Raw genomic sequence first — 26,637 nt, 5'->3', positions numbered from 1 at the left:
TCTAGCTAGTAGTCCAGCGCAGCACTGTTGCGTACGCCAAAAAACTCATAAATTCATCTGTGCCGCGAAACTAATCCGCAGCATTTACAGTTTTATTTATGATTTTGTGAACCCTATCACGCATTTATGCGAAATAGAACGATATTTACACGAGGAAATATGCTAACGCTGCTGTCAGGTCGCTAGCGCGCCTGTCAGGAATCAACTCGATTACGCAAGTTTGTGTGGGATGGATGCAGGACAGATTTGCCGCACAATGCTGCGACTTACGCGGGGATATCGCTCAGCACCTGCTGCACGCGAGTATCAGCGAGCTGCAGATCGATCTGATCCAGTTTGGTTTTTCCGGCGCACAACTCGGCCAGCAAGTTACTCTGGATTTTGCCACGCGCGAATGCCGTGGCGTAGGGCAGGCGAGTAAACGTGACCATCGCGTAACGTGGCACAAAAAGGCCCGAATGGCGCTCGGCGAGAATGCGTTCCAGCGAACGCCGCAACAGGAAATCGGGCGCGGCGACCGAGTCGCGCATCTCGATATAGTTTTCCAGCGCCATCGCCGCGATCGCCTCGGCGTTGGGTCGGCGACGGCTTTCGAATTCGGCGAATACACCGGCCATATCGTGGCTGCCGGTTTCGAGCAGGTCGGCAAGCTCTACCGCATCCTCGAAACCGCAATTCATGCCTTGGCCGTGGAACGGCACGATCGCATGCGCCGCATCGCCGAGCAGCAATGCGCGACCGTCCAGATGCCAGCGATCCAGATGCAAGGTGCCGAGTACACCGACCGGGTTCTGGGTGAAGTCTTCGATCAAGCTCGGCATCAGCGGCACTGCATCGGCGAAATCGCGCGCAAAAAAATCGGCGACCTGTGCCGGGCTGACGATCGTCGCGAAACTCGGATCGCCGCTGTTCGGCAGAAACAAGGTCACGGTGAAACTGCCTTCGGCATTCGGTAACGCGATGCACATGTAATGCCCGCGCGGCCAGATGTGCAACGCGTTGCGTTCGATCGCAAAACGTTCGCCCGCGTCGCGTTTGTCTGTGAGCTCCGGCGAAAGTGCGCTCGGTGGAAAATCGCCGAGCGCCGGAATTTCGAGTTCCTTGTAACCATGACCCAGCGGCTCGAAACGCTCGCCCAGCGGCGTGACTGCATTGATCGCGGCGCGCAGGGCCGAACCCGCGCCATCGGTGCCGAGCATGACGACGGCCTCGTGCTCGCGAATTTCTGCGCTGGTTTCATCGAACATGCGCAGAGTTGATCTGTCGAAATCCACCGACTCGAGCCGTTGCCCGAAATGGATTTTTGCACCCGCAGCTTCGGCTGCTTCGATCAGCAGTGTATTGAGCTGACCACGATTGATCGACCAGATTACTTCGCTATCGTCGCGCCCATAGCGCAGCAGCTCGCTGTGACCATCGAGCGCATGCACCATGCGCCCGCGCATCATCACGGCCTTGTCCATTACCGATGCAGTGAGCCCGGCCAGACGCAAGCCGTGCATGCCGCGTTCGGCCAGCGCGAGATTGATCGAGCGGCCACCGAGATAACCGATTTTCCGCGGATCGGCGCGACGCTCGAACAACTCGACGGCAAACCCGCGCTGCGCCAGCAAGGTGCCGAGTAGCGCGCCGACCAGACCGGCGCCGATGATGGTAATGGGGGCGCGAGAGGACATCGTATTCGTGTTCAAGATGGCATCAACGAGTTGCCGCCCATTGTTTTGCGGCATCGACAAAATAGCGGCAGTCGGCGTAACGGTTATACAGCGGCGTGGGCGCGATGCGGATCACGTCCGGTTCGCGCCAGTCACCGATGATGTGTTGCGTGCCGAGGTGGTCGAACAATGCACGGCCGCTATCGCGCGGACCATGCACGCGCAGGCTGAGTTGTGCGCCGCGCTGGTCGGGCGCGGTCGGTGTGACCACGCTCAATACGCCATCGAGTTCGCGCTCGATCAACCAGATCAGGTATGCGGTCAAGTGCTGCGATTTTGCGCGCAGGTTCTGCATGCCGGCACGGTGGAAAATTTCCAACGATACGCGCAACGGTGCGAGCGAGAGAATCGGCGGATTCGATAACTGCCAGCCATCGGCGCCAACGGTCGGTACGAACTCCGAACCCATCTGGAAACGCGTCGATTTTTCGTGGCCCCACCAGCCGGCGAAACGAGGGCGGGGTGTTTGCGCGTGACGCTCGTGCACAAAACAACCACCGACTGCACCCGGGCCGCTGTTGAGATATTTGTAGCTGCACCAGACTGCAAAATCGCAGTGCGTATCGTGCAGCTGCAGTGGAATATTGCCGACCGCATGGGCGAGGTCGAAGCCCACGACACAACCCTTGCGATGCGCGATCTCGGTGATCGCACGCAGATCAAAAACCTGGCCGGTCAGATATTGCACGCCGGGCAACAGCACCAATGCGATGCGCGCGCCATGCTCGTCGAGCACTCGTTGGATCGCATCGATTGACAACGTGCCATCCGCTGCATCGGCTTCGATTTCGATGAGATCCGTGGCCGGATCGAAGCCATGAAAACGCACCTGCGATTCGACCGCATAACGATCGGAAGGAAACGCGCGCTTCTCGATCAGGATGGCTGGACGCTCTGTTGTTGGGCGATAAAAACTCACCATCATCAAGTGCAGATTCACGCTCAGCGTGTTCATCGTCACGACTTCGGACGGCAGTGCGCCGACCACTTCGGCGAGATGATCACGCACGAATTCGTGGTAATCCATCCACGGCAAACGCCCGCGGAAATGGCCTTCGACAGCAAGGCTGCCCCAATAATCCATTTCCGCATTGACCGCATCGCGCACACCGCGCGGTTGCAGGCCGAGCGAATTGCCGCACAGATAAATCTGCTCGCCATCGTTGTGATTTGGAATCAGGAATTCATCGCGGAATATACGCAGCGGATCGGCCGCATCCTGCGCTTGCGCCCAACTGGAGCTTGCCTCGAAAGATGAACTCACTGCTGCACGCTGCTCATCAGTAAATCACAACCTTGCTCGTACGCCTTGGTCCATGCGGTGGTAGTTGCCGGCAATAACGGACGCACACAACGCACGTGGATACCCAGGCTTTCGCGGAACAGATACATGTCGCGATACTGGTAGCGCTTGCCCGCATCCATGCCGGTGTAGCGCAGGTGGGTGGCATCGTTGCTACCGACTTCTTCAGTGTAGGAGTTGATCTGCTTGGCCTTGGCCATGCCGGAAGCGACGAAACTTGAGAATTCATTGGCATCGGCAAAATGCCGCGTATCGACGGTCACGCGCGTCGCAGTATCGGTGCCCTGATCAGCCGGATCCTTGACCTGAAACGCGATCGCCTGCGGGCTACCTTCGGTTTTTTGCAGGATCATCGACCAGTCCGAGGGCACCTTGAAACGGATCGCGCCATCGTTCAGCGAATAATCGGTGGCGGTCTGCGCATGTGCCGCGCCGACCAGACAAAACAACAGGGCAAAACGGGAGAGAAAATTCATCGAAGTCTCCAAGTCGATAGAAATTATTCGGCGCGTTGAAAACGGCTGGTGGGCAGACCGAGCCATTGCAGCGCGCTGGCATGATAAAGCTGCGCTTGTTGTGGCAGCGGCAGATCGAGTTTGGCGATGCCGCTGCCGGGTTTCTGTTCACCGAGCGGGAACGGATAGTCGGTGCCAAGCATCACGTGTTCGGCACCGGCGACCTCGATCAGATAACGCAACGCTTGTTCATCGTGCACACACGAGTCGAAAAAAAGCCGCTCGAAATATTCGCGCGGATTGCGTGCGTTGTCGGTCGCGACCAGATCCGGACGCATGCGAAAACCGTGCTCGATGCGCCCGATCGTGTAAGGAAATGAACCCCCACCATGCGCCAGGCATACGCGCAAATTAGGCAACCGTTCGAGCACACCGCCAAAGATCAGGCAACACGCCGCACGCGATTGTTCGGCTGGCATGCCGACCAGCCACGGCAGCCAGTATTTCGGCATCGACTCGCGGCCCATCATGTCCCACGGATGCACGAGGATCGCCGCGCCGAGATCGGCGGCAGCTTCAAAAAACGGGAACAATTCTTCGGCGTCGAGATTCCAGTCGTTGATATGCGAACCGATCTGCACGCCTTGCAGCCCGAGCTGCTCGATACTGCGTTCGAGCTCCTGTATAGCCAGCGTCGGCGACTGCAGCGGTACGGTCGCGATACCGGCGTAATGCTGCGGATAAGCGCGACACAGTCCGGCCATGTGATCGTTCAGATGCTGGTGCAACTCCAGCGCCTGACTCGGTTTGGCCCAGTACGAAAACATCACCGGCACGGTCGATATCACCTGCGTCTGCACGCCATGTTGCGCGTATTCGTCGATGCGCAATTGCGCATCCCAGGTGTTCGGCCAGATCTCGCGGAAGAAATGGCCGTCCTTGTAGATGCGATGGCTGCCGTCGTCGGTATGGTGGATCACCGGGAAACGCGGATCGGCGTATTTCTCGGCGAGATTCGGCCAGTCGCGCGGCAGGATATGGGCGTGGGTATCGATTTTCAGCATGCGCCAAGTTTACCCGTTGCGCGTGCGCTTGGCAGCGTCGAGTTTCGCATTCCTGGAATTCGTATCGAGCGCGGCGGGAAGATCCGCGGCCTCGGCGGGATTATTCGTTTCGAGCAGATGCGCGAGTGTGTCGACGCTGTCGGTGATGCGGTCGCTGGTGTGGATCAGCGCCAAGGCGAGATCGCGTTGCTCGGGTAGATCGAGCGCGGGTTCCAGCGCTTGCGCAAAGGCCTGCTGATGCGCGCGCAGCTCGGCGGTCACGGCGATCGGCTGCTGCGAGCGCAGCGCAGTCGCCACGTCGCCTAGCGTGGCGCCGATGCGCGCGGAAAATGCGAGTGTACTTTCGCGCTGCGGTAGAATGCTGGTGGATTGCAGCTCGGCTTCGAGGCTCATCGCGGCGCGCGCAAATCGATTGGTATTGGCGACGATGCCTTCGGCGAGACGGCTCAGTTCGACATCGGCCCGCGGCTCGGCGCGCAGCCGTTCCAAAGATGCCTGCACGTTGGTGCGCGCCGCGCGTGCGGCGCTGCGGGCATCGGTTCGCGCGCGCTCGTCGGCATCGAACAAGGTCGAAAAATAATTGCGATACGCCTCAACCAGCGTGGCGAGTGCCGGTCGCACGCGCGAACGTTCCCACGTCGGCCACAATGCATACGCGAGCAGTGCGAGTGTGCTGCCGCCGATCGTGCCGACACCGCGCGCGAGCATCGTGTCGCCAGCCGCTTCCCCGAGTAATGACAACAAAACCACGATCAGGCCGGTCAGCATCGCGATCGCAATGCCGTAGTGCATCGCTGCAAGTTCGCGAAACGCAAAGCACAAAAGACCGAGCAGGATGATGCGCTCCCAGATGCCGCCGAGCGCGAAGTGCACGATCGCTGTCGCCAACACCAATCCAACCAGCGTGCCGATCACGCGCAACAACGCGAACGTGAATGTGCCGCCGAAATCCGGCTTCAGCACGATCGCCAATGTCATCGGAATCCAGTAGCCATGTGCGAGGCCGGACAAGCGTTCGACGGTCACCGCGAGGGCCAGACAAACGGCGCAGCGAATCGCATGTCGGCATGCGATCGAAGACAACGAAAGATTGGCGCGCAAGGTAGCGAGCGGATTGCCCGGGCGCAATGCCTGCGGCAAGCGCAGTTCGATTTCCTGCGCTTGCAGTTCGCCACGACTACCGGCGTGACTGGCATTGCGCACCGCGGCGCGCAATTGACCGCCGAGGCCGACCGCACGCGCGCAGGCGATATGCGTGAGTGGGGCGTTGCGCACATCGCGACCACTGTCACGCGCAGCGATCATTTCCGCGAGCACGATTTCGTAACTCGCGATCAGGTTTTCCGCATGCAGCGGTGCCGCGCCATTGCGCAACGCATCGGCGATTGCGTCCAGCACGTCGCCACTGCGCGCGAGCAGCTGCCCGAGGCGATGCTGGTTCGCCGCGACCGTGAATTGTTCGCGCAGATCGGCCAGCGCGAGCAGCTCAATGCGCAGGCGTTCGGCCACGCCGGCGAGCACGCGAAACGCATCCATCGCGAGACCACGAGCGCGATGCGCGCCGTGCAGCAGCACCTGCAGATTATTGATCGCTTCGGTGAGTGGTGGCGCCTGATGGCTTTCGTGGCGCTGGCGCGTATTGGTCGCGAGCTCCGCATACACCGCCGCCAGCGCATAACGCTCGGGCCGATAACGTTGCAGTGGCCACGCCGCGATCGCGAGCAGGGTCTGCAGCAAACCGCCAGTAAAAATCAGCGCGGAGGCGACCAACGCAGGCTCCGGCGCGCGCGCCTCGGCGCCGCACACGATCAGCAGGATCATGCTGGTCAAGCCGACGCGCGCGGCTTCCGGCCCGAGCGCCACAAGCATCGCCCCGCCGAATCCGCACAATGCGGTCGCGATCACAATCAGGATGTCGTGGCCGCCGAGTGAAAATCCGACAAAGGCCGACAAGCCCGCCATCAACGCCGCCGACAACATGCGTTGCAGGCGCAGGCGATACGGCCCGGGACGATCCGAAAACATCACGTTCAAGGTGCCGGCGGCAACACCCGCGCCGGCCTCGATGTGGCCACTCAGCGCGCCCACCACCAGCGGCAAGAGAAATCCGAAGGTGTTGCGCAGTGCCACGCTGTACGGCACCTCGCGCGGCTTCAGCCGCAACATTTCCTGCAGCAGATACGAGTGGAAACGCGGCGCGGGAGTCGACACGGAGTTCAGCAATTCCGTGCGCGATAAAGTCGCATCATTCGCTGCATCACACTCATGGTTTCGGTGCGATGCTACGGCGCAACGAGCCGAGCAGGATATCGATGCCACGCGCGTATTCCTGTTTCCATTCGGCACTCGCCGCATCGAGATCGGGCGCACTCGCTACGATAACGATGCCGGTGTCGGCGTTCCACAGGAAGTTTTCGCGAATCACGGTGGTCTGATCGCCCTTGCGAATCTGATAGCGGATCGCTTCTTCGCTGTCGTTGGCGCTATGTTCGAGTTCGACGTAACCTGGAAAATGCGTGTTGTCGAGGGTCGCCTCGCCGCGCGTTTTGCGGAACGTGGCCATCGCCGCGCCAACAAAGATCACCACGCCGACATTGGCCGCTTGTGCGTTGTCGGCGCTGGCCGGATTGCGTACTTGAAACGCGAGCTGGATGCGGTCCGGATCGGTGCCGGCATCGACCGGAATCCACTCCACCGGCACCGTGATATCGAGGCTCGTGCCGCGCGGGCGAAAATTGCGCAACTCCGCGGCATAAGCGGGCAATACGCAGATCAGCGCGAGCAAAACGACTAGCCACGAACGGGCCGGCGCGTCACGGCTGCGCAAGGCGATTCCACTCAAGCGGGGTGTACGAAAAAACATGCGCACAAGTCTAACCGCTCCGCGCCGTGAATGGTACGCAGCGGGCTTTTTATATTTGTGGCGCGAGGTATTTTTCCGGCACTGGATGCACCTGTCCGCACTCGCTGCAGGTACGATCCTCGATCGAGCGATAAAAACGCTCGAACACCGCTTGGAACTGCGTCTCGATATTGGTCAACGCGAAAAATTCTTCATACAACTTGTGGTGACAATTTTCGCAAAACCACATCAGGCCATCTTTTTCCTGCGCGAGGCGTTTGCGCTCGATCACCAGTCCGACCGAATCCGGCATGCGCTGCGGCGAGTGCGGCACGCGCGGTGGCAGCAGGAAAATTTCGCCAGCGCGAATCGGAATATCGCGTGGTTTGCCGTCTTCCATCACCTTGAGCACCATCTCGCCTTCGAGCTGGTGAAAAAATTCCGGGCCTTCGTCCCAGTGATAATCGGTGCGCTGGTTCGGACCGCCGACCGCCATGCAGAAAAAATCCTGATCCTGCCAGATCAGCTTGTTGCCGACCGGCGGTTTAAGCAGGTGGCGGTTCTCAGTGATCCAGTGTTGCAGATTGATGGGCGGTGACAGGCGCATGGGATCGATCCGGAAAAAGTCGGCTCACAATAATGGCCGGCGTGGTGCTTTGCAAAGTGTGCGCTCAGATGGCTGTATTGCGTTCAACCGCGGCAATACGACCAAGCGTTACTGATTCGCGCCGAAGCGAATGCGATCGGCTGCGAAACGATCTAGCATAGCGGGCAATCCAATCGCCGCCGCAAAAAATGTTCCGACTGAAATCCGTCTTGGCAAGTTCGCGCATCACTTTCTGGCCGTTGCAGGTATGTGGCTGGGTGGGATATTTCACGTTGAATTTTCTCAGCGCGATCGGTTACGGCAAATCGTGGGACTATGTGTTCGTGTCGCTCGCGTGCGCGAGTATCGGTTTCCTGATCACGTGCGTTCTGCGCCTCGGCTACCGTGCGTTGTGGCATTTGCCGATGCGGCGCATGAGCTGGCGCGCGGCGTGCATGCTGGTCGTTGCCGCGATCGTTTTCGCCACATGTTATGCCACGATCACGTTCCGCTATTGCGATGATTGCCGGCCCGATAGTGTGCTTGGTTACATCGGTTATTTCGGGTCGATGTTGTATGTGTTGTTGTCGTGGAGCGGGCTGTATTTCGGCATCAAGTTCAACCGACAACTGCAGCAGCAGAAACTGGCTGCGCTGCAGGCGTTGGCGATGGCGCACGAGGCGCAATTGAAGATGCTGCGTTATCAGCTCAACCCACATTTTTTGTTCAATACGCTGAATGCGATTTCGACCTTGATCCTCGATGCCAAACAGGATACGGCCAATCGCATGGTCAGCAGCCTCAGCGCTTTCCTGCGTTATTCGCTGGATTCCGATCCGGTGCAGCGCGTGAGTCTCGCTCAGGAAATCGAGGCATTAAATCTATATCTCGGCATCGAACAATTGCGCTTCGGCGAACGTCTGCAGGTCATCATGGACATCGCCCCCGAGGCGCGCAACGCACTGGTGCCGAGCCTGATCCTGCAGCCGCTGATCGAGAACGCAGTGAAGTATGCGATCGCCAAACGCGAACAGGGCGGCTCGGTCGAATTGCTGGCGCGACGCGACGGCGACGACCTCGATTTGCGTCTGCGCGACGATGGTCCGGGCAGCGACGATTTTCCGGACAAACAGTTGCCGTGTCGTGGCGTGGGTCTGGCGAATACGCGTGAGCGTTTGCGGGTGTTGTACGGCGAACGGCAGAGTTTCAGCATCGCCAATCGCCAGCCGCACGGTGTCGAAGTGCATTTGCGGTTGCCGTTCGAAGCGGCGCCAGCAGGCAACTGAGATGACGATCCGCACGCTGATTGTTGATGACGAACCGCTGGCGCGCCGCGGCCTGGAATTGCGTCTCGCGCGACATGCCGATATCGACATCGTCGGTCAGGCGGGCAACGGCCGCGAAGCGTTCGGGCTGATCTCCGTGCTCAAGCCGGACCTGATGTTGCTCGATGTACAGATGCCCGGTGTGGACGGTTTTGCGTTGTTGCGCGCGGTGCCGCTGACGCAGTTGCCGCTGACGATTTTCGTCACCGCGTATAACCATTATGCGATCGATGCGTTTGCCGCGAATGCGATCGACTATCTGCTCAAACCGGTCGAAGACACGCGTCTCGATCAGGCGCTCGAACGCGCGCGCACCGCGCTCAGTGCGCGCGATTCGAGCCGCCACTGCGAACGTCTGCTCGCGACCCTGAGCCGGCTTTCCGGCAATAGCGAACTGAGCCTGGCCGAAGCGCTGGACGAGGAGATAACGCCGGCACCGAGCGGCAAACTCGCGATCAAGGATGGCCAACGCATCGTGCGTGTCGACCTCGCGGCAATACAGTGGATCGATGCCGCCGGCGACTACATGTGCATACACGCCAACGACGATACGCATATCCTGCGCGGCACCATGCGCGAGCTTGAGCAACGTCTGGATGCACGTGTATTCCAGCGCATTCATCGCTCGACCATCGTCAATCTGGCTCGCGTCAAGGAACTGCGCCCGCATCTGAACGGCGAGTATTTTCTCAGGCTCGATTCCGGCCACGAACTCAAACTCTCGCGCAGCTACAAGGACAAGGTGCAGCTGCTGATCTGACGTGATGTTGCGGAGCTGAAGTCGCAACCGAAAATATGCTTGCGGCATGATGAGACTTGCCAACACTGTTTTACGCTTTCTCCAGCAAGCCACCACATTCGGTGAACAATTGGAAAGCGGCCATGCGCAGCGGAAATAATCTCGATGGAAAACTGGCAGCCTGGGTTCGCTTTTTGCGCAAGCCTGCGTGGACTGTCCTCGCGAGTTTGCTATTGCTGCTCGCTGGAATTGCGGGCGCATCCAGCCATGATAATTCCGTAACCGATCCTGCCGTCGTCACGGCGATTCCGATCATCGATTTTTCGATCACGCATCAGACGATGCAGGGATTTGGCGCATCCGATGCGTTTCTCGATCAGCCGCTGACTGATGCGCAGGCCGATCTGTATTTCACCACTACCAGCGGCATCGGCCTGAGCTGGCTGCGTTTGGGCATTGCCTCGAACGGCGGTTTGAACGGTGGCGCGTGGTCGGACGCGACCAAGGCAGCAGCGCGTGGCGCACAAATCTGGGCCGCGCCGTGGAGCGCACCCGCCGCTTGGAAAGACAACAACAGCGAGCTCGCCGGCGGCCATCTGTGTGCCGCCGCTGGCCAGACCGACGGCCAAGGGCACACCTGTGGCGCGAGCCATTATGACGACTGGGCGATCCGTCTCGCTGCGTTCGCCGGATTGCTGCAGCAGAACGCTGGTGTGCCGCTGTACGGAATCTCGATCCAGAACGAGCCGGACTATGTCGCGACCTATGTTTCGATGCTCGTAAGCAATAACGAGTTCGTGAATTTCATCAACGCGCTCGGGCCGAAACTCGCTGCTCTGAATCCGAAACCCGTGCTGATTGCCGGTGAATATGCCGACTGGGCCAACCTGTGGGGCATGACCGCCGCGATCGAGGCGAATCCGAACGCGCTGGCCTACACCGGCATATATGCGACGCATCAATACGCGCGCACATCGACGTATCAGGGCAGCCATCCGCGGCCTTTGTGGCAGAGCGAAATGTCGAGCTTCGAGGCGTTCGATCCAAGCATCGCCAACGGCGTGACCGTCGCCAAGTGGATCCATGCCGCGATCGTCGATGGCAACGTCAGCGTCTGGCATTACTGGTGGTTGTACAACCCATACAACGAGACCAACGAAGGCTTGATCGGCTATCCGGAAAATCGCAACGCCAGCACCAAGCGTTTTTATACGCTCGGCAATTTTTCAAAATTCGTCAGGCCCGGCTGGGTGCGCATTGAGGTCAGCGGACAATCGAATCCCAACCTCTTTGTCAGTGCGTACCAAGGCCCGCTCGGAAAATTCGCGATCGTCGTGATCAACGATTCGGCCAGCAACCAGAGCTTCGTCGCAAACATCGCCGATGCGCGCGTGAGCTCGCTCGTGCCGTGGGCTACATCAGCCGCGCTCGATCTTGCGGCGCAGGCATCGATCGCGGTCAGCGCCAATCAGTTCAGTGCGATCCTTCCGAACGGCGTTACCACCTTTGTCGGCACCAACGATCTGATTTTCGCGAGCGGCATGCAGTAAGTTTCGTCACATGTGTTTTGGTTTGGCTCGAAGATAAACAAAAAATCGCGGCACACTGAATTGCCCGATTCGTTCGGGCCTCTCGCCGCAAACCATGACTTTCGACACGGTCGAAGCGCGCGCGGTTGCACGTTCCGGCGCAACTCGCGCACGTTTCATCGCAGCGCATGCAACCTTTATGACTTGCGCCACATCCTATTGGCTATCGACCCGCGCGAAAATCGCGATGTGGTTGCAGTTGCAGGAGTGGTGTGATGAAACTGATAGAAACTTCGCTCAAAAATCCGATCGCGGTCGGCATGGTCGTGCTGCTGGTCGCGGTGTTTGGCGTACTCAGTCTGTTGCAGTTGCCGCTGCAGTTGTTTCCCGAGATCGACAAGCCGCAGATTTCGATCCAGACCAACTGGCGCGCGGCGTCGCCGGAAGAAGTCGAATCCGAATTGCTCGAACCGCAGGAGCAGGTGCTGCAGGGTTTGCCGGGCGTCGAAGAACTCGATGGCAACGCGGGCGCGGGCGGCAGCAATATCAACCTGACGTTTGCGATCGGCACCGACATGAAAAACGCGCTGGTCGAAGTGATCGGTCGATTGAATCGCGTGCGCGCATTGCCGCGCGATGCCGATCGTCCGGTGGTGCAACTCGGTGGTGGTGGCAACGCGAACGAATCGCTGAGCTGGTTTTTTGTGCAGCTACTGCCAGGTACAAAAGGGCCGGTCGATCAGTACCGGCATTTTATCGAGAACACGGTGAAACCCCGCATCGAAGCCGTGCCGGGCGTGTCGCAAGTGCTCGTCAACGCCGGGCCGACCGACGAAGTGCGCATCACCGTGGACATGGCCAAGGCCGCGAGCATGGGCATTTCGGTAGCGGATATTTCCACGCGTGCGGCGAGTTCCAGCGATGTTTCTGGCGGCCAGATCGAGGTCGGACGGCAGCAATATGTGCTGCGTTTCACCGGCCGTTATCAACCCGAGCAACTCGGTGAATTGGTATTGGCATGGCGCGATGGCAAACCGATCAAGCTCAGCGATGTGGCGACAGTGGAAACCCGGCCGCCCGAGCGGCAGAATTTCGCCTACCAGAATGGCAATCCGGCGATCGGCCTCGACGTGCACCGCGCCAGCGGCGCGAACGTGCTGAAGACGCTCAACGAAGTGAAACGCGTGGTGGCCGAGTTGCGCGAGGGAACGCTCAAGGCGCAAGGACTCGGCATCGAGCAGTCGTTCGATTCGTCGCTGTTCATCAATCGTGCCGTCAGCCTGCTCAGCGAAAACCTGATCGTCGGTGCGCTGCTCGCGCTGCTGTGCGTGTGGTGGTTCATGCGTGATTGGCGCGCCACCGTGCTGATCGCGAGTTCGATTCCGATCTGCCTGCTCGCTACGTTCACCGCGCTGCATCTGACCGGACACAGCCTCAACATCATTTCGCTGGCGGGCCTCGCGTTCGCGGTCGGCATGGTGGTGGAGGGCGCGATCGTGGTATCGGGCAATATCCTGCGCCTGAAAGAAACCGGCATGACGCCGATGGAGGCCGCGTTCAAAGGCACGCACCAAGTGGTCGGCGCGTTGATTGCCTCCACCATCACCACGATTGCGGTATTCCTGCCCGTGGTTTTCCTGCGCGATGTCGAAGGCCAGATTTTTTCCGACCTCGCGCTGACGATTTCGATTGCGGTGGCGATCTCGGTCATCGTCGCGATCACCGTGTTGCCGGCGGCGTCCGGCTGGCTCAAGGCGAAGCGTCTGAAATCCGGCTACGGCGATGGCTGGCCGTGGTTGACCGAACGCATCATGAGCCTGACCGACACGCGACCGAAACAGCTCGGCTGGATCGCCGGATTGCTGGTGCTGCCGTTGTGTCTGACGTTCGCATTCAAACCGCAGCTCGACTACCTGCCGCCGGTGAAACGCGCCGCGATCGATGCGTATTTCAACTTTCCGCCGGGCATGGCGCCGGATGTCGTGAATCGCGAAATCGTGCCCGGTATTCTCGAACGCATGAAACCGTACATGGACGGCAAAAAACAGCCGCAATTGAAAAACTGGTACGTATTATTGTGGCCCGGCGGCGGCACGATCGGCGCGCGTGTGGTCGATGAAAAGCGCATCGGAGATCTGGAACGCATCATCCGCGACGAGATTGTGGTCGGTTTTCCCGACACGCGCGTTTTCGTCGAGGAAGGCAATCTGTTCGGCGGTTTCGGCGGCTCGGCACGTTCGGTCGCGATCCATCTGCAAGGCGAAGATTCGGCCAAGCTCAACCAGGTCGCCGAGGCCGGGCGCAAGTTGCTCGAAGCGAAATTTCCCGGCGCAAATGTGCAGGCGTTTCCGAATACCGATTCGGCGCAACTCGAACTGCACGCGGTGCCGGACGACCGGCGTATTGCCGAGGCGGGCTGGGATCGCGCCGCGCTCGGCGATATCGTGCGCACGCTCGGCGACGGTTCATGGCTCGGCGAATATTTCAACGGTGAGCAACGTGTACCGGTGATCCTGCGCGCCAGCAGCGGTCAGACCCCCGAGGAAATCGCGCAGACGCCGCTGGTCACGCCGAACGGACGGATCGTGCCGCTCGGCGATCTGGTCAAGCTCGAAACCGTGCTCGGGCCGACCCAGATCCGCCGTCTCGATCATCGCCGTACGGTGACTTTGACCGTCGATCCGCCAGCCAATCTCGCGCTCGAAGATGCGCTCAAGACGATCGATAAAGATGTCGTGCCGGCGTTGCGCAAACAATTGCCGGACGGCACGATTCGCCTGGCCGGCAGCGCTGATCGCCTCGACCAGACGGTCGCGACCATCGGCACGAATTTCCTGCTCGCGCTGTTCGTTTTGTTCCTGCTGATGGCGGCGATGTTCAAGTCGTTGCGCCACGCCATCATCGTCGTATTGACCGTGCCGCTGGCCTTGATCGGCGGCATGCTCGGCCTGCGCGTGCTGGGCCTGTTCGCGTTCCAGCCGCTCGATCTGCTATCGATGATCGGCTTCATCATGATGGTTGGCGTGGTCGTGAATCACGCCATCCTGTTGGTCGATCTGACCCGCACCGCGCAAGAGGAAGGACACGATCTGGACGACGCGATCCGCATGTCGCTGAACCAGCGTCTGCGCGCGATTCTTGCGAGCACCCTGACCGGCGCGCTCGGCGCGTTGCCGATGGCGATCAATCCCGGACCGGGCAGTGTGATCTACCGTGGACTCGCCGCGGTCAACGTCGGCGGTGTTGTGGTCAGCCTGATTTTTTCATTGCTGTTGTTGCCGAGCCTGATGCGCCTGGTATTTGTGCGCAAGCAGCGCAAGGCATTGGCGCCACCGCGCGGCGAGCGGCCGCGGATTGTCGAAGCCGAGGCGGCGTGATGGAAAATTTCGATGAAACGACTCGCAGGGCGGGCTAGGCAAAACGCCATAGCCCACCACATGCTCATCATGGGCGATACGGCTTCGCCGCGCGCACAACCCAAAAAAGGAACTTTATGAATATTTCCACATTGCTGATTTGTATATTAATTCCATTTATTGATGCCACTGCCGAAACACCGGCGACACCGGCGGCGAATGTCGAAATCGGTATCGCCAAAACCACGCGTCTCGCGCCGCAACGTTGGGTGCCGGGCAGTGTGGTCAGTCGCGATGACGCAAAAATCGCCAGCGCCGAAGCCGGCCGGCTCGACTTCGTTGCCGAAGTCGGCACGCGCGTGAAATCTGGTGAACGCATTGCCAAACTCGATGATCAGGCATTACGCCTGCACCACGAGGAAATTCTCTCCGACGTGCGTCGTGCCGAAGCGCAGCGTCAGCTTTCCGCGACCCAACTCGAACGTCTGACCAAACTCGCGTCGGGCACCAGCGTCGCCGCCACCCAGCTCGACGAATCGCGTGCGCAGCTGGAAACCAATGTGCAGAACCTCGCTCACGCGCGTGCGCAGCAACGCCAGATCGAACACGATATCGAGCAAACCGATGTGCACGCGCCGTTTTCCGGTGTGGTGACCGAGCGCTTTGCGCAGCGCGGTGAATACCTGCAGGTCGGCGCGAGCATCGTACATCTGGTGGATAGCGAACACGTCGAAGCGCGCGTGCAGGCACCGCTCGCGCTGGCCGGAAAAATCCATTCCGGTACCAGCGTCACGGTCAAGTCCGCCGGCGTCGAGCAGGCCGCCAATGTGCGCGCGACGGTGCCGGTCGGCGACGAACATTCGCGTCAGTTCGAATTGCGCGTGGTGCTGGATGGCAGCTTCGCGCTGGTCGGCAGCGCGGTCGAAGTGGCGTTACCCGAAAGCGATGGCAACGAAAGCCTGGCCGTGCCCCGCGACGCGCTGGTGCAGCGCGCGAATGCAACTTACGTGATGCGCATCAGCGAGAAAAATATCGCCGAGCAAATCGCCGTGACCACCGGCGCGAGCAACGGCGATCTGGTCGAAGTGCGCGGCTTGCTGGCGGCGGGTGATCGCCTCGTCGTGCGCGGGGCGGAACGCTTGAGCGCAGGGCAGGCAGTATTGATCGCCAAGCAGGGTTGAGCCGGAATCTTTCCACGGTAATCCCAGCCGTCGCCGGGATGGCGATTCTTTAGTCGGTCAACGCCGCAATGCATTTCAATTCGATCGCGATCGGCGTCGGCAAAGCGCTGATGCCGAGCGTCGTGCGACACGGCTGCGCGATGTTGAAATACTCGGCATAAATGCGATTGTAGATCGCAAAATCCTTGGCCATATCGGTGAGAAAAACCGTTACATCGACGAGATCTTCCCAACGCGCGCCGCTGGCTTCGAGTACGGCGCGAACGTTCGCGAACACGGCGTGGCATTGCGCCGCGATGTCATAACCGCTCAGTGCACCATTCGTGTCGTAGATATTTCCCGGAATGGAGTTATCGGCCGCCGAGCGCGGCCCGACGCCGGATAAAAACAGCAAGTTGCCGACCCGGCGTGCGTGCGGATACGCACCGACTGGCTTCGGCGCAGTGTGGGCATGAACGATACTCACGGTGATTTTTTCTCCGCAGCATCTGCCGCCACGTTCAAGGTCTGGCGGTTCAGCACCCGATTGTCGATATCGATGGCGACCAGACGATAATTGCCTGGACGCAAATACAGCTCGGCGACCGCTTCGGCACCGAGAATATCGATATTCTGAAAGCTCAACCGATCGGCAGGAATGGCGTCTTCGCCTTCATCGGCATAACGCGCTTCGACCAGGCATGGCGATTGTTTCTGGCACAGCTCAGCCTGATGCACCAGAATCGGTTTGCGTGCGCCGTCGATCTCCAGCCAAGTCGGTCGCCCACGGCGCAAAACCTGCGGTGGGAAAATCACGCTGACATCATACGCTGCCGGCTTCAACGACCATGGTTTGCCGGCCGTATCAATGAAGACAATCGGCTTGACAGGATGCAGCGATTCGATCGCCGCGCGGTAGAACGGATGGTCGTGACCAGGGGTGTCGTGATCGACCATCATGGTCTGCTCGATGCATAGCGGATCGATGCCGCTAAGCTGTTTGAAATGTTCGGCCATCGATTTGCCGTCGAGATATTTGCCGGACTTCTGGATATGCGCAAATCCGGCATTCACGACGAGACGTGCTTGCGGATTTTTCTTCAACACGCGGCTGACCAACGTTGCCGCTTGCTCACGTTCGCGCGCGTCGCCATCGGCTTTTTCGGCCTCGTAGGCAATCACCGTGAAACCGAGTTTCAGCGCGGTACGCACCATCTCGGAATACAGCGGATCCTGGGTGTAAAAACCGCTGTGGATATTGGGATAACCGCGCTTTTGCAGCTCCTTGTCGCTGTCGTACAGGGTTTCCACGGCAAACGTGTCGAAGCCTTGTGCGCGCAGCGGCGCGAGCATTTCGATGGTCACGATTCGCGTGTGCGCAAACGTATGCGCCTCGTTAAAAAAAACGACTTGGCGATCTTTGCTCAGCGCGAGCAACGCATCCACTGCCGGCTTGGCTTGAAAACGCCCGGCGAGCGGCGAGGTATTGTCATCGGACTCGCTAACTTGCTGCAGCGAATGCGTGTCGCGAGCGGCGGCATAATCCCCCAGATAGGTTTGATACCAACTCACGTACTGACTGAAGATCGAGCGAAATGCCGGTGTGCGATCTTCGCTGGCGGCCTTGTGCATGAATCGATATTGGGCGAGCAATCCGTTCTGTTTCAGCGCCTCTTTATAGATGCGCTCCGATTTCGCAAACGCCTCACGCTGTTGCGCTTTCCACTGCGCCGGATTGGTCGGCTGAGTGGCAGTCGGGGCGGCACGGCTGTCGTTATCCGCGGCGGTTTGCGCGCTGAGCGTCGTTGTCGCAATCGGCAGGGCGAGCACAAGACCGAGCATTCGAGAAGTCGTACGAGAAGTCATGAGTTACTCCGCCAGGCGTTGAAAAAAGGAGAAGCCAGAGACGCATAAGAGTTTTGCATGGATTTCGGCATCACGATTTGTAGATGACCGATGCTCATTTTTCAGTGCTGCTACGCAATTTGTCGAGCGCATTCTTGTAGCTGTCGTCGAGTACGTTTGGGGCGTCCACACTGATGCCGAGATCGCGCACACGGCCGTCGTGCAGGCCGTAGATCCAGCCGTGCACGGTGAGCGGCTGAGCGCGACTCCACGCATCTTCGACGATTGTGGTCTGGCACACATTGACCACCTGTTCGATCACGTTGAGCTCGCACAGGCGTGCGTGTTTGAGCGAGTCGAGTTCGATTGCATCAAGCATTGCCGTGTGTTTTTTCTCGACGTCGACCAGATGGCGCAGCCAGTTGTCGGCAAGGCCGATGCGCATGCCGGTCAGGCTCGCGTGCACACCACTGCAGCCGTAATGTCCCACCACCATGATGTGCTCGACCTTGAGCAGATCGACTGCGAACTGGATCGCACTGAGGCAATTCAGATCGGTGTGCACAACGATGTTGGCGACGTTGCGATGGACGAATACTTCGCCCGGCTGCATGCCGGTAATCTGGTTGGCTGGTACGCGCGAATCGGAACAACCGATCCAGAGATATTTCGGTGCCTGTTGGGTCGACAGGCGCTTGAAAAAACCCGGATCTTCGGCGCGTACCGACGCTGCCCAGAGGCGATTGCGTTCGAGCAGGTCGGTCAATGAATTCATCAGGTCTGTTCCGGTTTCACGACGTTACCCGACTGCGGCGCAGGTCCGTAGATTACAGGTAATGCGTTGTGGTTGGCGTCAAGGATATCGTGCAAAAGTTCTATTGCCGAAGCAAATTTTTTGAATGGATGACGACACGGTAAATCCGCGTAGCACAGCATTTTTACTCGCCGAGAAATACGCAGACATTTTTCGGTTCGGTAAAAAACCGCATCGCTTCCCAGCCGCCTTCACGACCGACGCCAGAATGTTTTACCCCGCCGAACGGTGTGCGCAAATCGCGCAGCATCCAGCAGTTGATCCAGACGATGCCGGTTTCGAGTTTCGCGGCGATGTGATGCGCGCGTTGCAAATCCGTTGTCCATACCGACGCGGCTAGGCCGTATTCCGTTGCATTGGCGTTGGCGATTGCATCGGCATCGCTGTCGAACGCTTGCAACGTCACTACCGGGCCGAAAATTTCCTCGCGATTGCTGCGGCATTGTGGCGCGAGATTTTCAATGACGGTCGGTGCGATAAACCAGCCGTCTGCGCAACGCCCGGTGAGTTTTACCGCTTCACCGCCGCACAGCACGTTGCCGCCTTCCGCACGCGCGAGCGCGATGCAACCGAGCACCTTTTCGTAATGCGCTTGCGAGACGATCGCGCCGAGATCGCTGTCGGCGTCGTTCGGATCGCCGACGCGCAATGCTTTCGCGCGTGCGACAAATTCGTCGCGGAACTCCGCGTAATAACTGCGTTCGATCAAGATGCGCGAACCGCACAAACAGATCTGGCCCTGATTGGAAAATGCCGAGCGCAGGATCGTGTCGATCAATCCTGCGCGTGGCGCATCGGCGAAAATCAGCGTGGCGTTTTTGCCGCCGAGTTCGAGACTCAGTTTCTTGAATTTCGGCGCGGCAATGGTGGCGATCGACGCGCCGACGCGTGTGCTACCGGTGAACGAAATCGCCTTGACTTCGGCATGTTCGACCAGCGCGTGGCCGACGTCCGTGCCGAGTCCGTGCACGATGTTCAATACGCCCGGTGGCAATCCGGCGCGGTTGCACAATTCGCCGAGCAAAAACGCGGTGAATGGCGTGACCTCGGAAGGTTTTGCGATCACCGCATTGCCCGCCGCAAGCGCCGGCGCAATCTTCCACGTGAATAGATACAGCGGCAGATTCCACGGCGAAATGCAGCCGACCACACCAAGCGGCGCGCGCACGGTGTAGTTGATCGTGCCATCCGCCATCGGGTGCGCTTCAGATGCAAACTGGGTTGCCGCCGCGGCGAAAAAACGCAGGTTGGCGATCGCGCGCGGAATATCCACGCTGCGCGCCAGACTCAATGGTTTGCCGCTGTCGCGCGATTCTGCCGCGGCGAATGTTTCGATATCCGTTTCGATCAGATCGGCGAGGCGATTCAACACGCGTGCGCGTTCGGCGCTCGGCGTCGCCGCCCACGCCGGCGCGGCGCAACGTGCGGCGGCAACGGCGCTCGCCACATCTGCTGCCGCGGAGCTCGGGCAACGTGCGTACACCGCAGCGCTAGCCGGTTCAACGACATCGAGATAACTGCCGGACTGCGCCGCACACGTGCGACCATCGATGAAATTGCCGAGAGTAATAATCATTGCGCTCATCGGCCTAGCTTAACCGTTGCGTGCGTCGGCGGGCAGGGCAGCAAGTCATGCGCTTCTTCGGACATGTTTTTTCGTTACAGCGTTGCGCGGCATCGCTAGTTAAAGCGACTGCGTGCGACCGCCATCGACCGGCACATTGATGCCGTTGATATAGGCGGCGGCCGGTGTGGTCAGGAAAACAATCGCGTTGGCGATTTCCGCTGCCTCGGCGAAACGACCCAGCGGCACGGTCGCGAGCATTGCTAGCGCTACGGCTTCTTCGGTTTTGCCGGTGGCCTGCACGCGGTCGTGCAGAATTTGTTCGAGTCGCTGTGTGCGCGTGTAGCCCGGCAACACATTGTTGACCGTGATGCCGAACGCGCCGAGTTCGCCAGCGAGGGTCTTGGCCCAGCTCGCGACCGCGCCGCGGATGGTATTGGAAACACCGAGGTTGCGGATCGGTTCTTTCACCGAGGTCGAAATGACATTCACGATCCGGCCATAACCGCTGCGCTGCATGCCCGGCAGTAGGGTTTGCACCAGGGTCTGATTCGCCAGCAGATGCAACTGGAACGCCGCGAGATACGCGCTTGCATCGGCGCTGTGTGCGGCACCGCCGGGCGGGCCGCCGGTGTTGTTGATCAGAATCTGCACCGTGCGCAGATTGCTCAGCGCTTCGACTTTCGCGCGCAGCGCGGTCTGATCGCTCATGTCGACCGCGACAAACGCATGCTGCTGCGCGGCGTGTGTGCGCGGCAACGCGGCAACGGCGGTTTCGAGAGTATCGCGTGAGCGTGCGAGCAAGGTGACGTCGGCACCGAGTAGCGCGAGTTCATGTCCGGTCGCGTGGCCAATGCCTTGCGAGCCGCCGCAGACCAAGGCGTGTTTGCCGGTGAGGTCGAGATTCATGTCGTTTCCCGTGATGCGGACGATCGAGCCGATGATACGTTCGGATAGTCCGGCGAACGTGATCAGTTTTTGGCGTTGAGCCGATGGGTCATCTGCGCGACGAGTTCTTCGTCGCTGTCGCCGCGCGGCGGTTCGAGTTCTTCGAGCGAAAAACCGAACATGTTGGCGTCGTCTTCGTCGATGCCGTCGAAATCGCGGAACTCCGCGTCGAGCAAGGCTGCACGCGCGGCGTCTTCATCGGGATAGGCCAGCGTGTTGCCATCGCAATCGAACACTTCGACGTCGCCGGATTCCAGCACCGTCATGCGCGCCCATACCAGCGTGTCGCCGATCGAGGCGAACCACCAATGGCTCAAGTCTTCGTTTTCGGAAATATCGTTCATTGCGTCTGCGGCTGGAGTCGGAGCCACATTATAGGCGACGGCGTCGAGGAAACGGGAAGACGGCATCGCCGCTCCGTTTCCTCGACGCTTAGTCCGAAACTACCAACCCATGTAGTGACCGCCGTTCACCGACAGATTGGTGCCGGTAATCCAAGCGGCTTCGTCGGCAGTCAAAAATGTCACGGCATATGCGATTTCATCGGGTTCGCCGAGGCGTCCGACCGGGATCTGCGCGACGATCTTGGCGCGCACGTCTTCCGGCACGGCCATCACCATTTCGGTGCCGATATAGCCTGGCGAAACCGTGTTGACGGTGATGCCGAGCTTGGCGTTTTCCTGCGCCAGCGAAATCGTGAAGCCGTGCATGCCGGCTTTCGATGCGGCGTAATTGGCCTGGCCGTACTGTCCCTTCTGCCCGTTGATCGAGGCGATCTGCACAATGCGGCCCCACTTGCGGCCGCGCATGCCGTCGATCACCGCGCGCGTGACGTTGAAGCACGAGTTGAGATTGGTGTTGATCACTTCCTGCCACTGCAATGCGCTCATGCGATGGAACGTGGTGTCACGAGTGATGCCGGCGTTGTTGACCAGAATATCGATCGGCCCAAGCTGGCTTTCGACCGCCTTGACCAGTGCCTCGGCCGAGGCCGGATCGGAAACATCGCCGGGCACGATGGCGACGTCGATACCTTCGGCCTTGAGCGCCGCCTGCCAGCTTTTTGCCTTGGCTTCGTCACGATAGTTGGTGGCGACCTTGTGGCCGAGTTTGGCGAGTCGTTTGCAGATCGCCGAACCGATACCGCCGGTGCCGCCCGTGACCAATGCTACGCGTGTTGTCATGATTCCCTCCGAAACTGATGTGATGAATTCTGCGCGTCGCCACGCTTCAATTTTTCGAGCGCAGTCGAACTGCCAGCGATTGTACACAAGCATTATTCATTGGCATTGGGCGGGTGCAGCATTGGTTCATCGAGCGTGCCGCGACGTGGTAATCGGCCCGCATCGAACAGCGTGATGGCCGCATGCAACAGGGAGTCCACTGAGGCCACGCGCGGCAACCGCGCGGCCGCAATTCCGAGCAAGTCGAGCACCGCGCGCAATGCGGGCAGCGGATCACGCGCATCCACCGCCAGCGAACTGTTTTGTTTCGACAGTTTTTGTCCGTGCGCATCGAGCAGCAGCGGCAGATGCAGATAATCCGGCACAGCAAAATCCAGCGTGCGCTGTAGAAAAATCTGCCGAGCGGTCGAATCGATCAGGTCGGCGCCACGCATCACCTCGGTAATGCCTTGCGCGGCATCGTCGACCACCACAGCAAGTTGGTAAGCGGCGTGACCTTCGGCTCGATGCACAATAAAATCGCCGACTTCTGCGCGCAGATTTTGCTGTTGCGGGCCTTGCAGCAGATCGTCAAATCGCATGACTTGATCGGGCGCTCGCACTCGCCATGCGGGTTGGTAAATCGGGTTTGCAGGCGCCTCGCAGCTGTGCAGATGCAATCCGTGATTTTTCTGCAGATCGCTGCGACTGCAGCCGCAGGAAAATGCCACACCGCAGTTTTGCAGACGTATCAATGCGGCTGAATAAATCTCGGCGCGCTGGCTCTGGTACCAAACCGGTTCGTCGGACGACAGGCCGAATCCCGCCAGCGTATCGAGGATAACGCGCGCCGCGCCGGGAACCTCTCGTGCGGGATCGAGGTCTTCCATACGCACGATCCAAACACCGCGTTGCGAACGTGCGCGCAACCAGCTGCCCACCGCGACGAGCAGCGAGCCCAAGTGCAAGGCTCCGGTAGGTGAGGGCGCAAAACGACCGCGATAGTTCACTGGCAAGAAATCCGGCACAGCTTGAAATCGGCTCAGTTTACCCAAACTTTAATTTGCGTCGAGAGGGATTAACGCAGAGTTTGCAAACTGTCGACGTGCAATAAATACCCATCCACCGCGGAGCAATTCGATGTTGCGAGTCATGCTGTTCATCGCCACCAATCTGGCGATCATGTTGTTGTTGAGCATCGTGGTAAAGATCACCGGCATCGATGCATGGACGGCGCGCCACGGCATGAATTTCGGCGGCCTGCTGATCCTGTCGGCGGTGATGGGCATGGGCGGATCGTTCATTTCGCTCGCCATTTCCAAATGGATGGCCAAACGCAGCACCGGCGCGCGCGTCATCACGCAGCCGCAGAACGAAGTCGAACGCTGGCTGCTAACGACGGTGCAACAACACGCCGAAAAGGCCGGTATCGGCATGCCCGAAGTCGCGATCTACGGCGCACCTGACATGAATGCATTTGCGACCGGCATGAGCAAGAATCATGCGCTGGTCGCGGTCAGCAGCGGCTTGCTGCAGGGCATGAGCCGCACCGAGATCGACGCCGTGCTCGGCCACGAAATCACGCATGTCGCGAATGGCGACATGGTCACGTTGACCTTGATCCAGGGTGTGCTGAATACGTTCGTGATCTTCTTCGCACGCATTCTTGCCAACGTTATCGACTCGGCCTTGCGTGGCAATCGTGACAGCAACGAAGGCGGTGGTGGATTCGTCTATTTCATCATCGTGATGGTGTTGCAGATGGTGCTCGGCGTATTCGCCTCGATCATCGTGATGTGGTTTTCGCGCTGGCGTGAATTTCGCGCCGATGCGGGCGGCGCGCGGCTGGCTGGCCGCGACTCGATGATCGCCGCGCTGCAGCGCTTGTCGGGCAATCAGACCGAGAATTCTTTGCCGAAGGAAGTTCAGGCGTTCGGCATTTCCGGCGATGGCAAGGTCGCGCGTCTGTTCATGAGCCATCCGCCGCTTGCCGAGCGCATCGCGGCGTTGCGCCAGGTTGCGCTGTGACGCGGTAAATCAATTCGCAGCCATGCGCTGCGCAAATAAATCAGGCGCCCGTCTAAATCAGGCGCCCATCACTTCCGACATCACGAGTTCGGGTTCCTGCAGGAAATTGCCTTGCACGAAATCCACGCCGCACGAGAACAGGATCGACATGCTCGCAGCATCTTCGACGAACTCGGCGATGGTCAGTTTGTGCGCGTCGCGTAACTGCGCACAGATGCTGCGAATCTTGCTTTCGTTGTCCTTGTTACGCGGCAGATCCTGCATGAGGGCACGATCGAGTTTCAAATAGTCCGCGTCGGTGTGCTTGAGCAGTTGCAAACCGGTCTGGCTGCCGGCAAAACCTTCGAGCGCGAACTTGCAGCCGAGTTTCTTGATGCCACGCACGAAACTCAGTACGTTTTTCAGCACGGTCACCGCACCTTGTTCGGGCAGTTCGAAAACCAGTGCGCCGGCGCGGATTTTTTTCGCTTCGAGCTGTGTGGTCAGCCATGGCACGAGGCTTTCGTCTTCGAGGGTCGCCAACGAAAGTTTGATGAAAAACGTATGTTCCTGACTGTTGAACGCGCGTTCGCCGAGCAGCATCAAAGAGCGTGTGATCACCCAGCGATCGATCGTCGGCAACAGGCCGTGACGTTGCGCCGCTGGCATGAACTGCGCCGGTTTGATCTCGCCCTCGGGGCCACGCATGCGCAACAGCATTTCGCGGTATTCGCCTGGCGCATCCTGCAGGCTGACCACCGATTGGTAATGCAGCTGGAAATCGTTGTTGCTCAGCGCGCTCTTGATCTTGTCGCGCCATTGCAGCGATTCCGCAGCGTCGGCTTTCTCCTGCGCGGCGGGATCGATCACATGCACGCGGTTGCCGCCTTCGCTCTGCGCGAGGCGCAATGCATCGTTGGCGCGCGCGAGCACGTTGGTTGCGCTGGTGCCCTTGCTGGTAATCAGGCTCACACCCACGCTGATGGTCAGCGAGACGGATTTCGCACCGAGCTCGAAGATACGTTCTTCGCAACCTTTGCGCAGGGTTTCACTGAGCTCGTTGACCTTTTCCAGCGAACCGGCCGATGAAATCATGCCGAGGGTCTGATTGCCGAAGCGCCCGGCGATATCGTCTGCGCCGAGATGGCGTTGCATAAGTTGCGCGAGCTCGCTCAGCAGCAGGTCGGCGGCGTCCAGTCCAAGCGTATCGGTGAGTTGCTTGAAGTTGTCCGATTCGATCAGCAACAAGGCGTGATCACCACGCTCCGCGCCGCTATTAGTGCTGATGCGCTCGAGTGCGGCAACGCAATGCTGGCGGTTGTACAGGCCGGTGACGGTGTCGCGCGAGCGCAGCGCTTCGAGCTGTTTTGCGACTTCTTCGCTAGCGGCCTGGCGCCGGAAAATAATCTGCTGGCAAGGCTCGCCTTCGTAGTTGGCGTTGGACAATTCGATCTGTGCATCGAAGTTGGCGCCATCGGTGCGCACCGCCTTTAGATCCAGCGTTTGCGTCGGTTTGACGCTTTTGTCCATGCGCTTGAGCGCGGTCTTGAAACTTTCCGCATCGGCCGGCGCGATCAGATCGAGGATCGACATTCCTTCGATTTCATCCTCGGCAAAACCGAACATTTCCAGGTACGCCTGATTCGCGCGTACGTGCATGCCTTCGTGCACATACGCGATCGGATCGCGCGACGAATCCAGCAACGCATCGCAGCGGCGCTCGGATTCGTGCAATCCCGCTTCGAGCTGGCTCACCGCACGACGTGTCGAAAGACTATTCGCCTCACGGCGCACGAGGTGCTGCAACAATTCCGGCTGACCCAGCTGCAGGTGCGCCCACGCACCCGATTGCACCGCCAGCAACATGCGCTGGGTGTCGAGGGTCTTTGACATCGCGATCAAGCTGCTGTCCTTGGTGCTGCGTTTCAGCACCGCGCTGGCCTGCGCCAGAGTGACGTTAGCCGCATCCATGTTGGCGAGGATCAGATCCGGTGCGCGAGTACGCAGATGTTCGATCAATTCTGGCTCGCTGGTGACACGGGCCAATTGCACAGCGATGCCGCCGTTGCGCAGATCGCTGGCAATTTGCTCGGCCTTGTCTTCCGAGTCCTCGATCAACAGCAACTTGATGACATTGTCGGATTTGGTCATGGCGTGCAGATAAATTTTGGAGACTTGTGTTTTACCGGATTCGCCCGCGCAATTCCATATGTGCTGGCGCG

The 26,637-nt window shown here is 59.6% G+C and carries 22 protein-coding genes; 6 read left to right on the top strand and 16 right to left on the bottom strand.

The genetic code is table 11. The annotated features are described in order from the left end of the window. Positions 1 to 266: 266 nt before the first annotated feature. The 7 genes from ELE36_RS12580 to ELE36_RS12550 form a co-directional block, all read right to left on the bottom strand. Positions 267 to 1,676: an FAD-dependent oxidoreductase gene (locus tag ELE36_RS12580; protein WP_129833816.1), complete on the bottom strand. Its 1,410-nt coding sequence runs from the start codon at positions 1,674 to 1,676 to the stop codon at positions 267 to 269. Between the two features lie 22 nt (positions 1,677 to 1,698). After that, a complete protein-coding gene (gene kynU / locus ELE36_RS12575; RefSeq protein ID WP_129833814.1) occupies positions 1,699 to 2,979 on the bottom strand; it encodes a kynureninase in 1,281 nt (426 codons plus the stop codon). Beyond that, on the bottom strand, positions 2,976 to 3,494 hold the full coding sequence (locus ELE36_RS12570) for a hypothetical protein (RefSeq protein ID WP_129833812.1): 519 nt from the start codon (positions 3,492 to 3,494) through the stop codon (positions 2,976 to 2,978). The genes kynU and ELE36_RS12570 overlap by 4 nt, the downstream gene beginning before the upstream one ends. A gap of 23 nt (positions 3,495 to 3,517) precedes the next feature. Next, positions 3,518 to 4,537 (bottom strand): amidohydrolase family protein, encoded by a 1,020-nt coding sequence (locus ELE36_RS12565; protein WP_129833810.1) that lies wholly within the window; start codon positions 4,535 to 4,537, stop codon positions 3,518 to 3,520. A 9-nt stretch (positions 4,538 to 4,546) separates the two neighbouring features. Beyond that, on the bottom strand, positions 4,547 to 6,748 hold the full coding sequence (locus tag ELE36_RS12560; RefSeq protein ID WP_165371591.1) for an FUSC family protein: 2,202 nt from the start codon (positions 6,746 to 6,748) through the stop codon (positions 4,547 to 4,549). Positions 6,749 to 6,800: 52 nt separating this feature from the next. Next, entirely contained in the window at positions 6,801 to 7,364 is a 564-nt protein-coding gene (locus ELE36_RS12555; RefSeq protein ID WP_129833806.1) for a hypothetical protein, read from the bottom strand. Between the two features lie 85 nt (positions 7,365 to 7,449). Continuing rightward, complete coding sequence (locus ELE36_RS12550; RefSeq protein WP_129833804.1) at positions 7,450 to 7,986, bottom strand: 3-hydroxyanthranilate 3,4-dioxygenase; 537 nt, start codon at positions 7,984 to 7,986, stop codon at positions 7,450 to 7,452. A 209-nt stretch (positions 7,987 to 8,195) separates the two neighbouring features. Here ELE36_RS12550 and ELE36_RS12545 point away from each other — a divergent pair, with 209 nt between their 5' ends. From ELE36_RS12545 to ELE36_RS12525, 5 genes are all read left to right on the top strand, one after another. Further along, positions 8,196 to 9,251 (top strand): sensor histidine kinase, encoded by a 1,056-nt coding sequence (locus ELE36_RS12545; protein WP_165371590.1) that lies wholly within the window; start codon positions 8,196 to 8,198, stop codon positions 9,249 to 9,251. A gap of 1 nt (position 9,252) precedes the next feature. Further along, complete coding sequence (locus tag ELE36_RS12540) at positions 9,253 to 10,050, top strand: LytR/AlgR family response regulator transcription factor (protein ID WP_129833800.1); 798 nt, start codon at positions 9,253 to 9,255, stop codon at positions 10,048 to 10,050. 122 nt (positions 10,051 to 10,172) lie between these two features. Beyond that, complete coding sequence (locus ELE36_RS12535) at positions 10,173 to 11,579, top strand: glycoside hydrolase (RefSeq protein WP_129833798.1); 1,407 nt, start codon at positions 10,173 to 10,175, stop codon at positions 11,577 to 11,579. A gap of 254 nt (positions 11,580 to 11,833) precedes the next feature. Next, positions 11,834 to 14,935 (top strand): efflux RND transporter permease subunit, encoded by a 3,102-nt coding sequence (locus tag ELE36_RS12530; RefSeq protein ID WP_129833796.1) that lies wholly within the window; start codon positions 11,834 to 11,836, stop codon positions 14,933 to 14,935. Positions 14,936 to 15,051: 116 nt separating this feature from the next. Next, positions 15,052 to 16,095, top strand: a complete 1,044-nt coding sequence (locus ELE36_RS12525) for an efflux RND transporter periplasmic adaptor subunit (protein ID WP_129833794.1) — start codon at positions 15,052 to 15,054, stop codon at positions 16,093 to 16,095. 49 nt (positions 16,096 to 16,144) lie between these two features. Here the strand turns inward: ELE36_RS12525 and ELE36_RS12520 are convergent, their stop codons facing one another. The 8 genes from ELE36_RS12520 to gluQRS all read right to left on the bottom strand — a co-directional run bounded on the left by ELE36_RS12520 (position 16,145) and on the right by gluQRS (position 23,418). Next, positions 16,145 to 16,561, bottom strand: coding sequence for a RidA family protein (locus ELE36_RS12520; RefSeq protein ID WP_242512259.1), 417 nt, complete (start codon positions 16,559 to 16,561; stop codon positions 16,145 to 16,147). Next, positions 16,558 to 17,940: a hypothetical protein gene (locus ELE36_RS12515; RefSeq protein ID WP_129833790.1), complete on the bottom strand. Its 1,383-nt coding sequence runs from the start codon at positions 17,938 to 17,940 to the stop codon at positions 16,558 to 16,560. The genes ELE36_RS12520 and ELE36_RS12515 overlap by 4 nt, the downstream gene beginning before the upstream one ends. A gap of 94 nt (positions 17,941 to 18,034) precedes the next feature. After that, positions 18,035 to 18,694 carry a carbonate dehydratase gene (gene can, locus ELE36_RS12510; RefSeq protein ID WP_129833788.1) on the bottom strand — a complete coding sequence of 220 codons (660 nt, stop codon included), beginning with the start codon at positions 18,692 to 18,694 and terminating at the stop codon, positions 18,035 to 18,037. Between the two features lie 163 nt (positions 18,695 to 18,857). Further along, entirely contained in the window at positions 18,858 to 20,318 is a 1,461-nt protein-coding gene (locus ELE36_RS12505) for an aldehyde dehydrogenase (protein WP_340642612.1), read from the bottom strand. Positions 20,319 to 20,417: 99 nt separating this feature from the next. Then, on the bottom strand, positions 20,418 to 21,206 hold the full coding sequence (locus ELE36_RS12500) for an SDR family NAD(P)-dependent oxidoreductase (protein ID WP_129833786.1): 789 nt from the start codon (positions 21,204 to 21,206) through the stop codon (positions 20,418 to 20,420). 62 nt (positions 21,207 to 21,268) lie between these two features. Then, a complete protein-coding gene (locus ELE36_RS12495; protein ID WP_129833784.1) occupies positions 21,269 to 21,589 on the bottom strand; it encodes a hypothetical protein in 321 nt (106 codons plus the stop codon). Between the two features lie 99 nt (positions 21,590 to 21,688). Beyond that, the gene (gene phbB, locus ELE36_RS12490; RefSeq protein WP_129833782.1) at positions 21,689 to 22,429 is read right to left on the bottom strand and encodes a beta-ketoacyl-ACP reductase; all 741 of its coding nucleotides are present in this window, start codon (positions 22,427 to 22,429) and stop codon (positions 21,689 to 21,691) included. A 92-nt stretch (positions 22,430 to 22,521) separates the two neighbouring features. After that, on the bottom strand, positions 22,522 to 23,418 hold the full coding sequence (gene gluQRS, locus ELE36_RS12485; protein WP_129833780.1) for a tRNA glutamyl-Q(34) synthetase GluQRS: 897 nt from the start codon (positions 23,416 to 23,418) through the stop codon (positions 22,522 to 22,524). A gap of 130 nt (positions 23,419 to 23,548) precedes the next feature. On the opposite strand from gluQRS, the gene htpX reads away from it, so the two are divergent. Continuing rightward, positions 23,549 to 24,436, top strand: coding sequence for a protease HtpX (gene htpX, locus ELE36_RS12480; RefSeq protein ID WP_129833778.1), 888 nt, complete (start codon positions 23,549 to 23,551; stop codon positions 24,434 to 24,436). 57 nt (positions 24,437 to 24,493) lie between these two features. Here the strand turns inward: htpX and ELE36_RS12475 are convergent, their stop codons facing one another. Continuing rightward, positions 24,494 to 26,566: a GGDEF/EAL domain-containing response regulator gene (locus ELE36_RS12475; protein WP_129833776.1), complete on the bottom strand. Its 2,073-nt coding sequence runs from the start codon at positions 26,564 to 26,566 to the stop codon at positions 24,494 to 24,496. Positions 26,567 to 26,637 lie beyond the last annotated feature (71 nt).

Source organism: Pseudolysobacter antarcticus (genome assembly GCF_004168365.1).
Taxonomy (GTDB): domain Bacteria; phylum Pseudomonadota; class Gammaproteobacteria; order Xanthomonadales; family Rhodanobacteraceae; genus Pseudolysobacter; species Pseudolysobacter antarcticus.
Note: the sequence above shows the minus strand (reverse complement) of the source record. Positions and strands in the feature narration are given on the sequence as shown.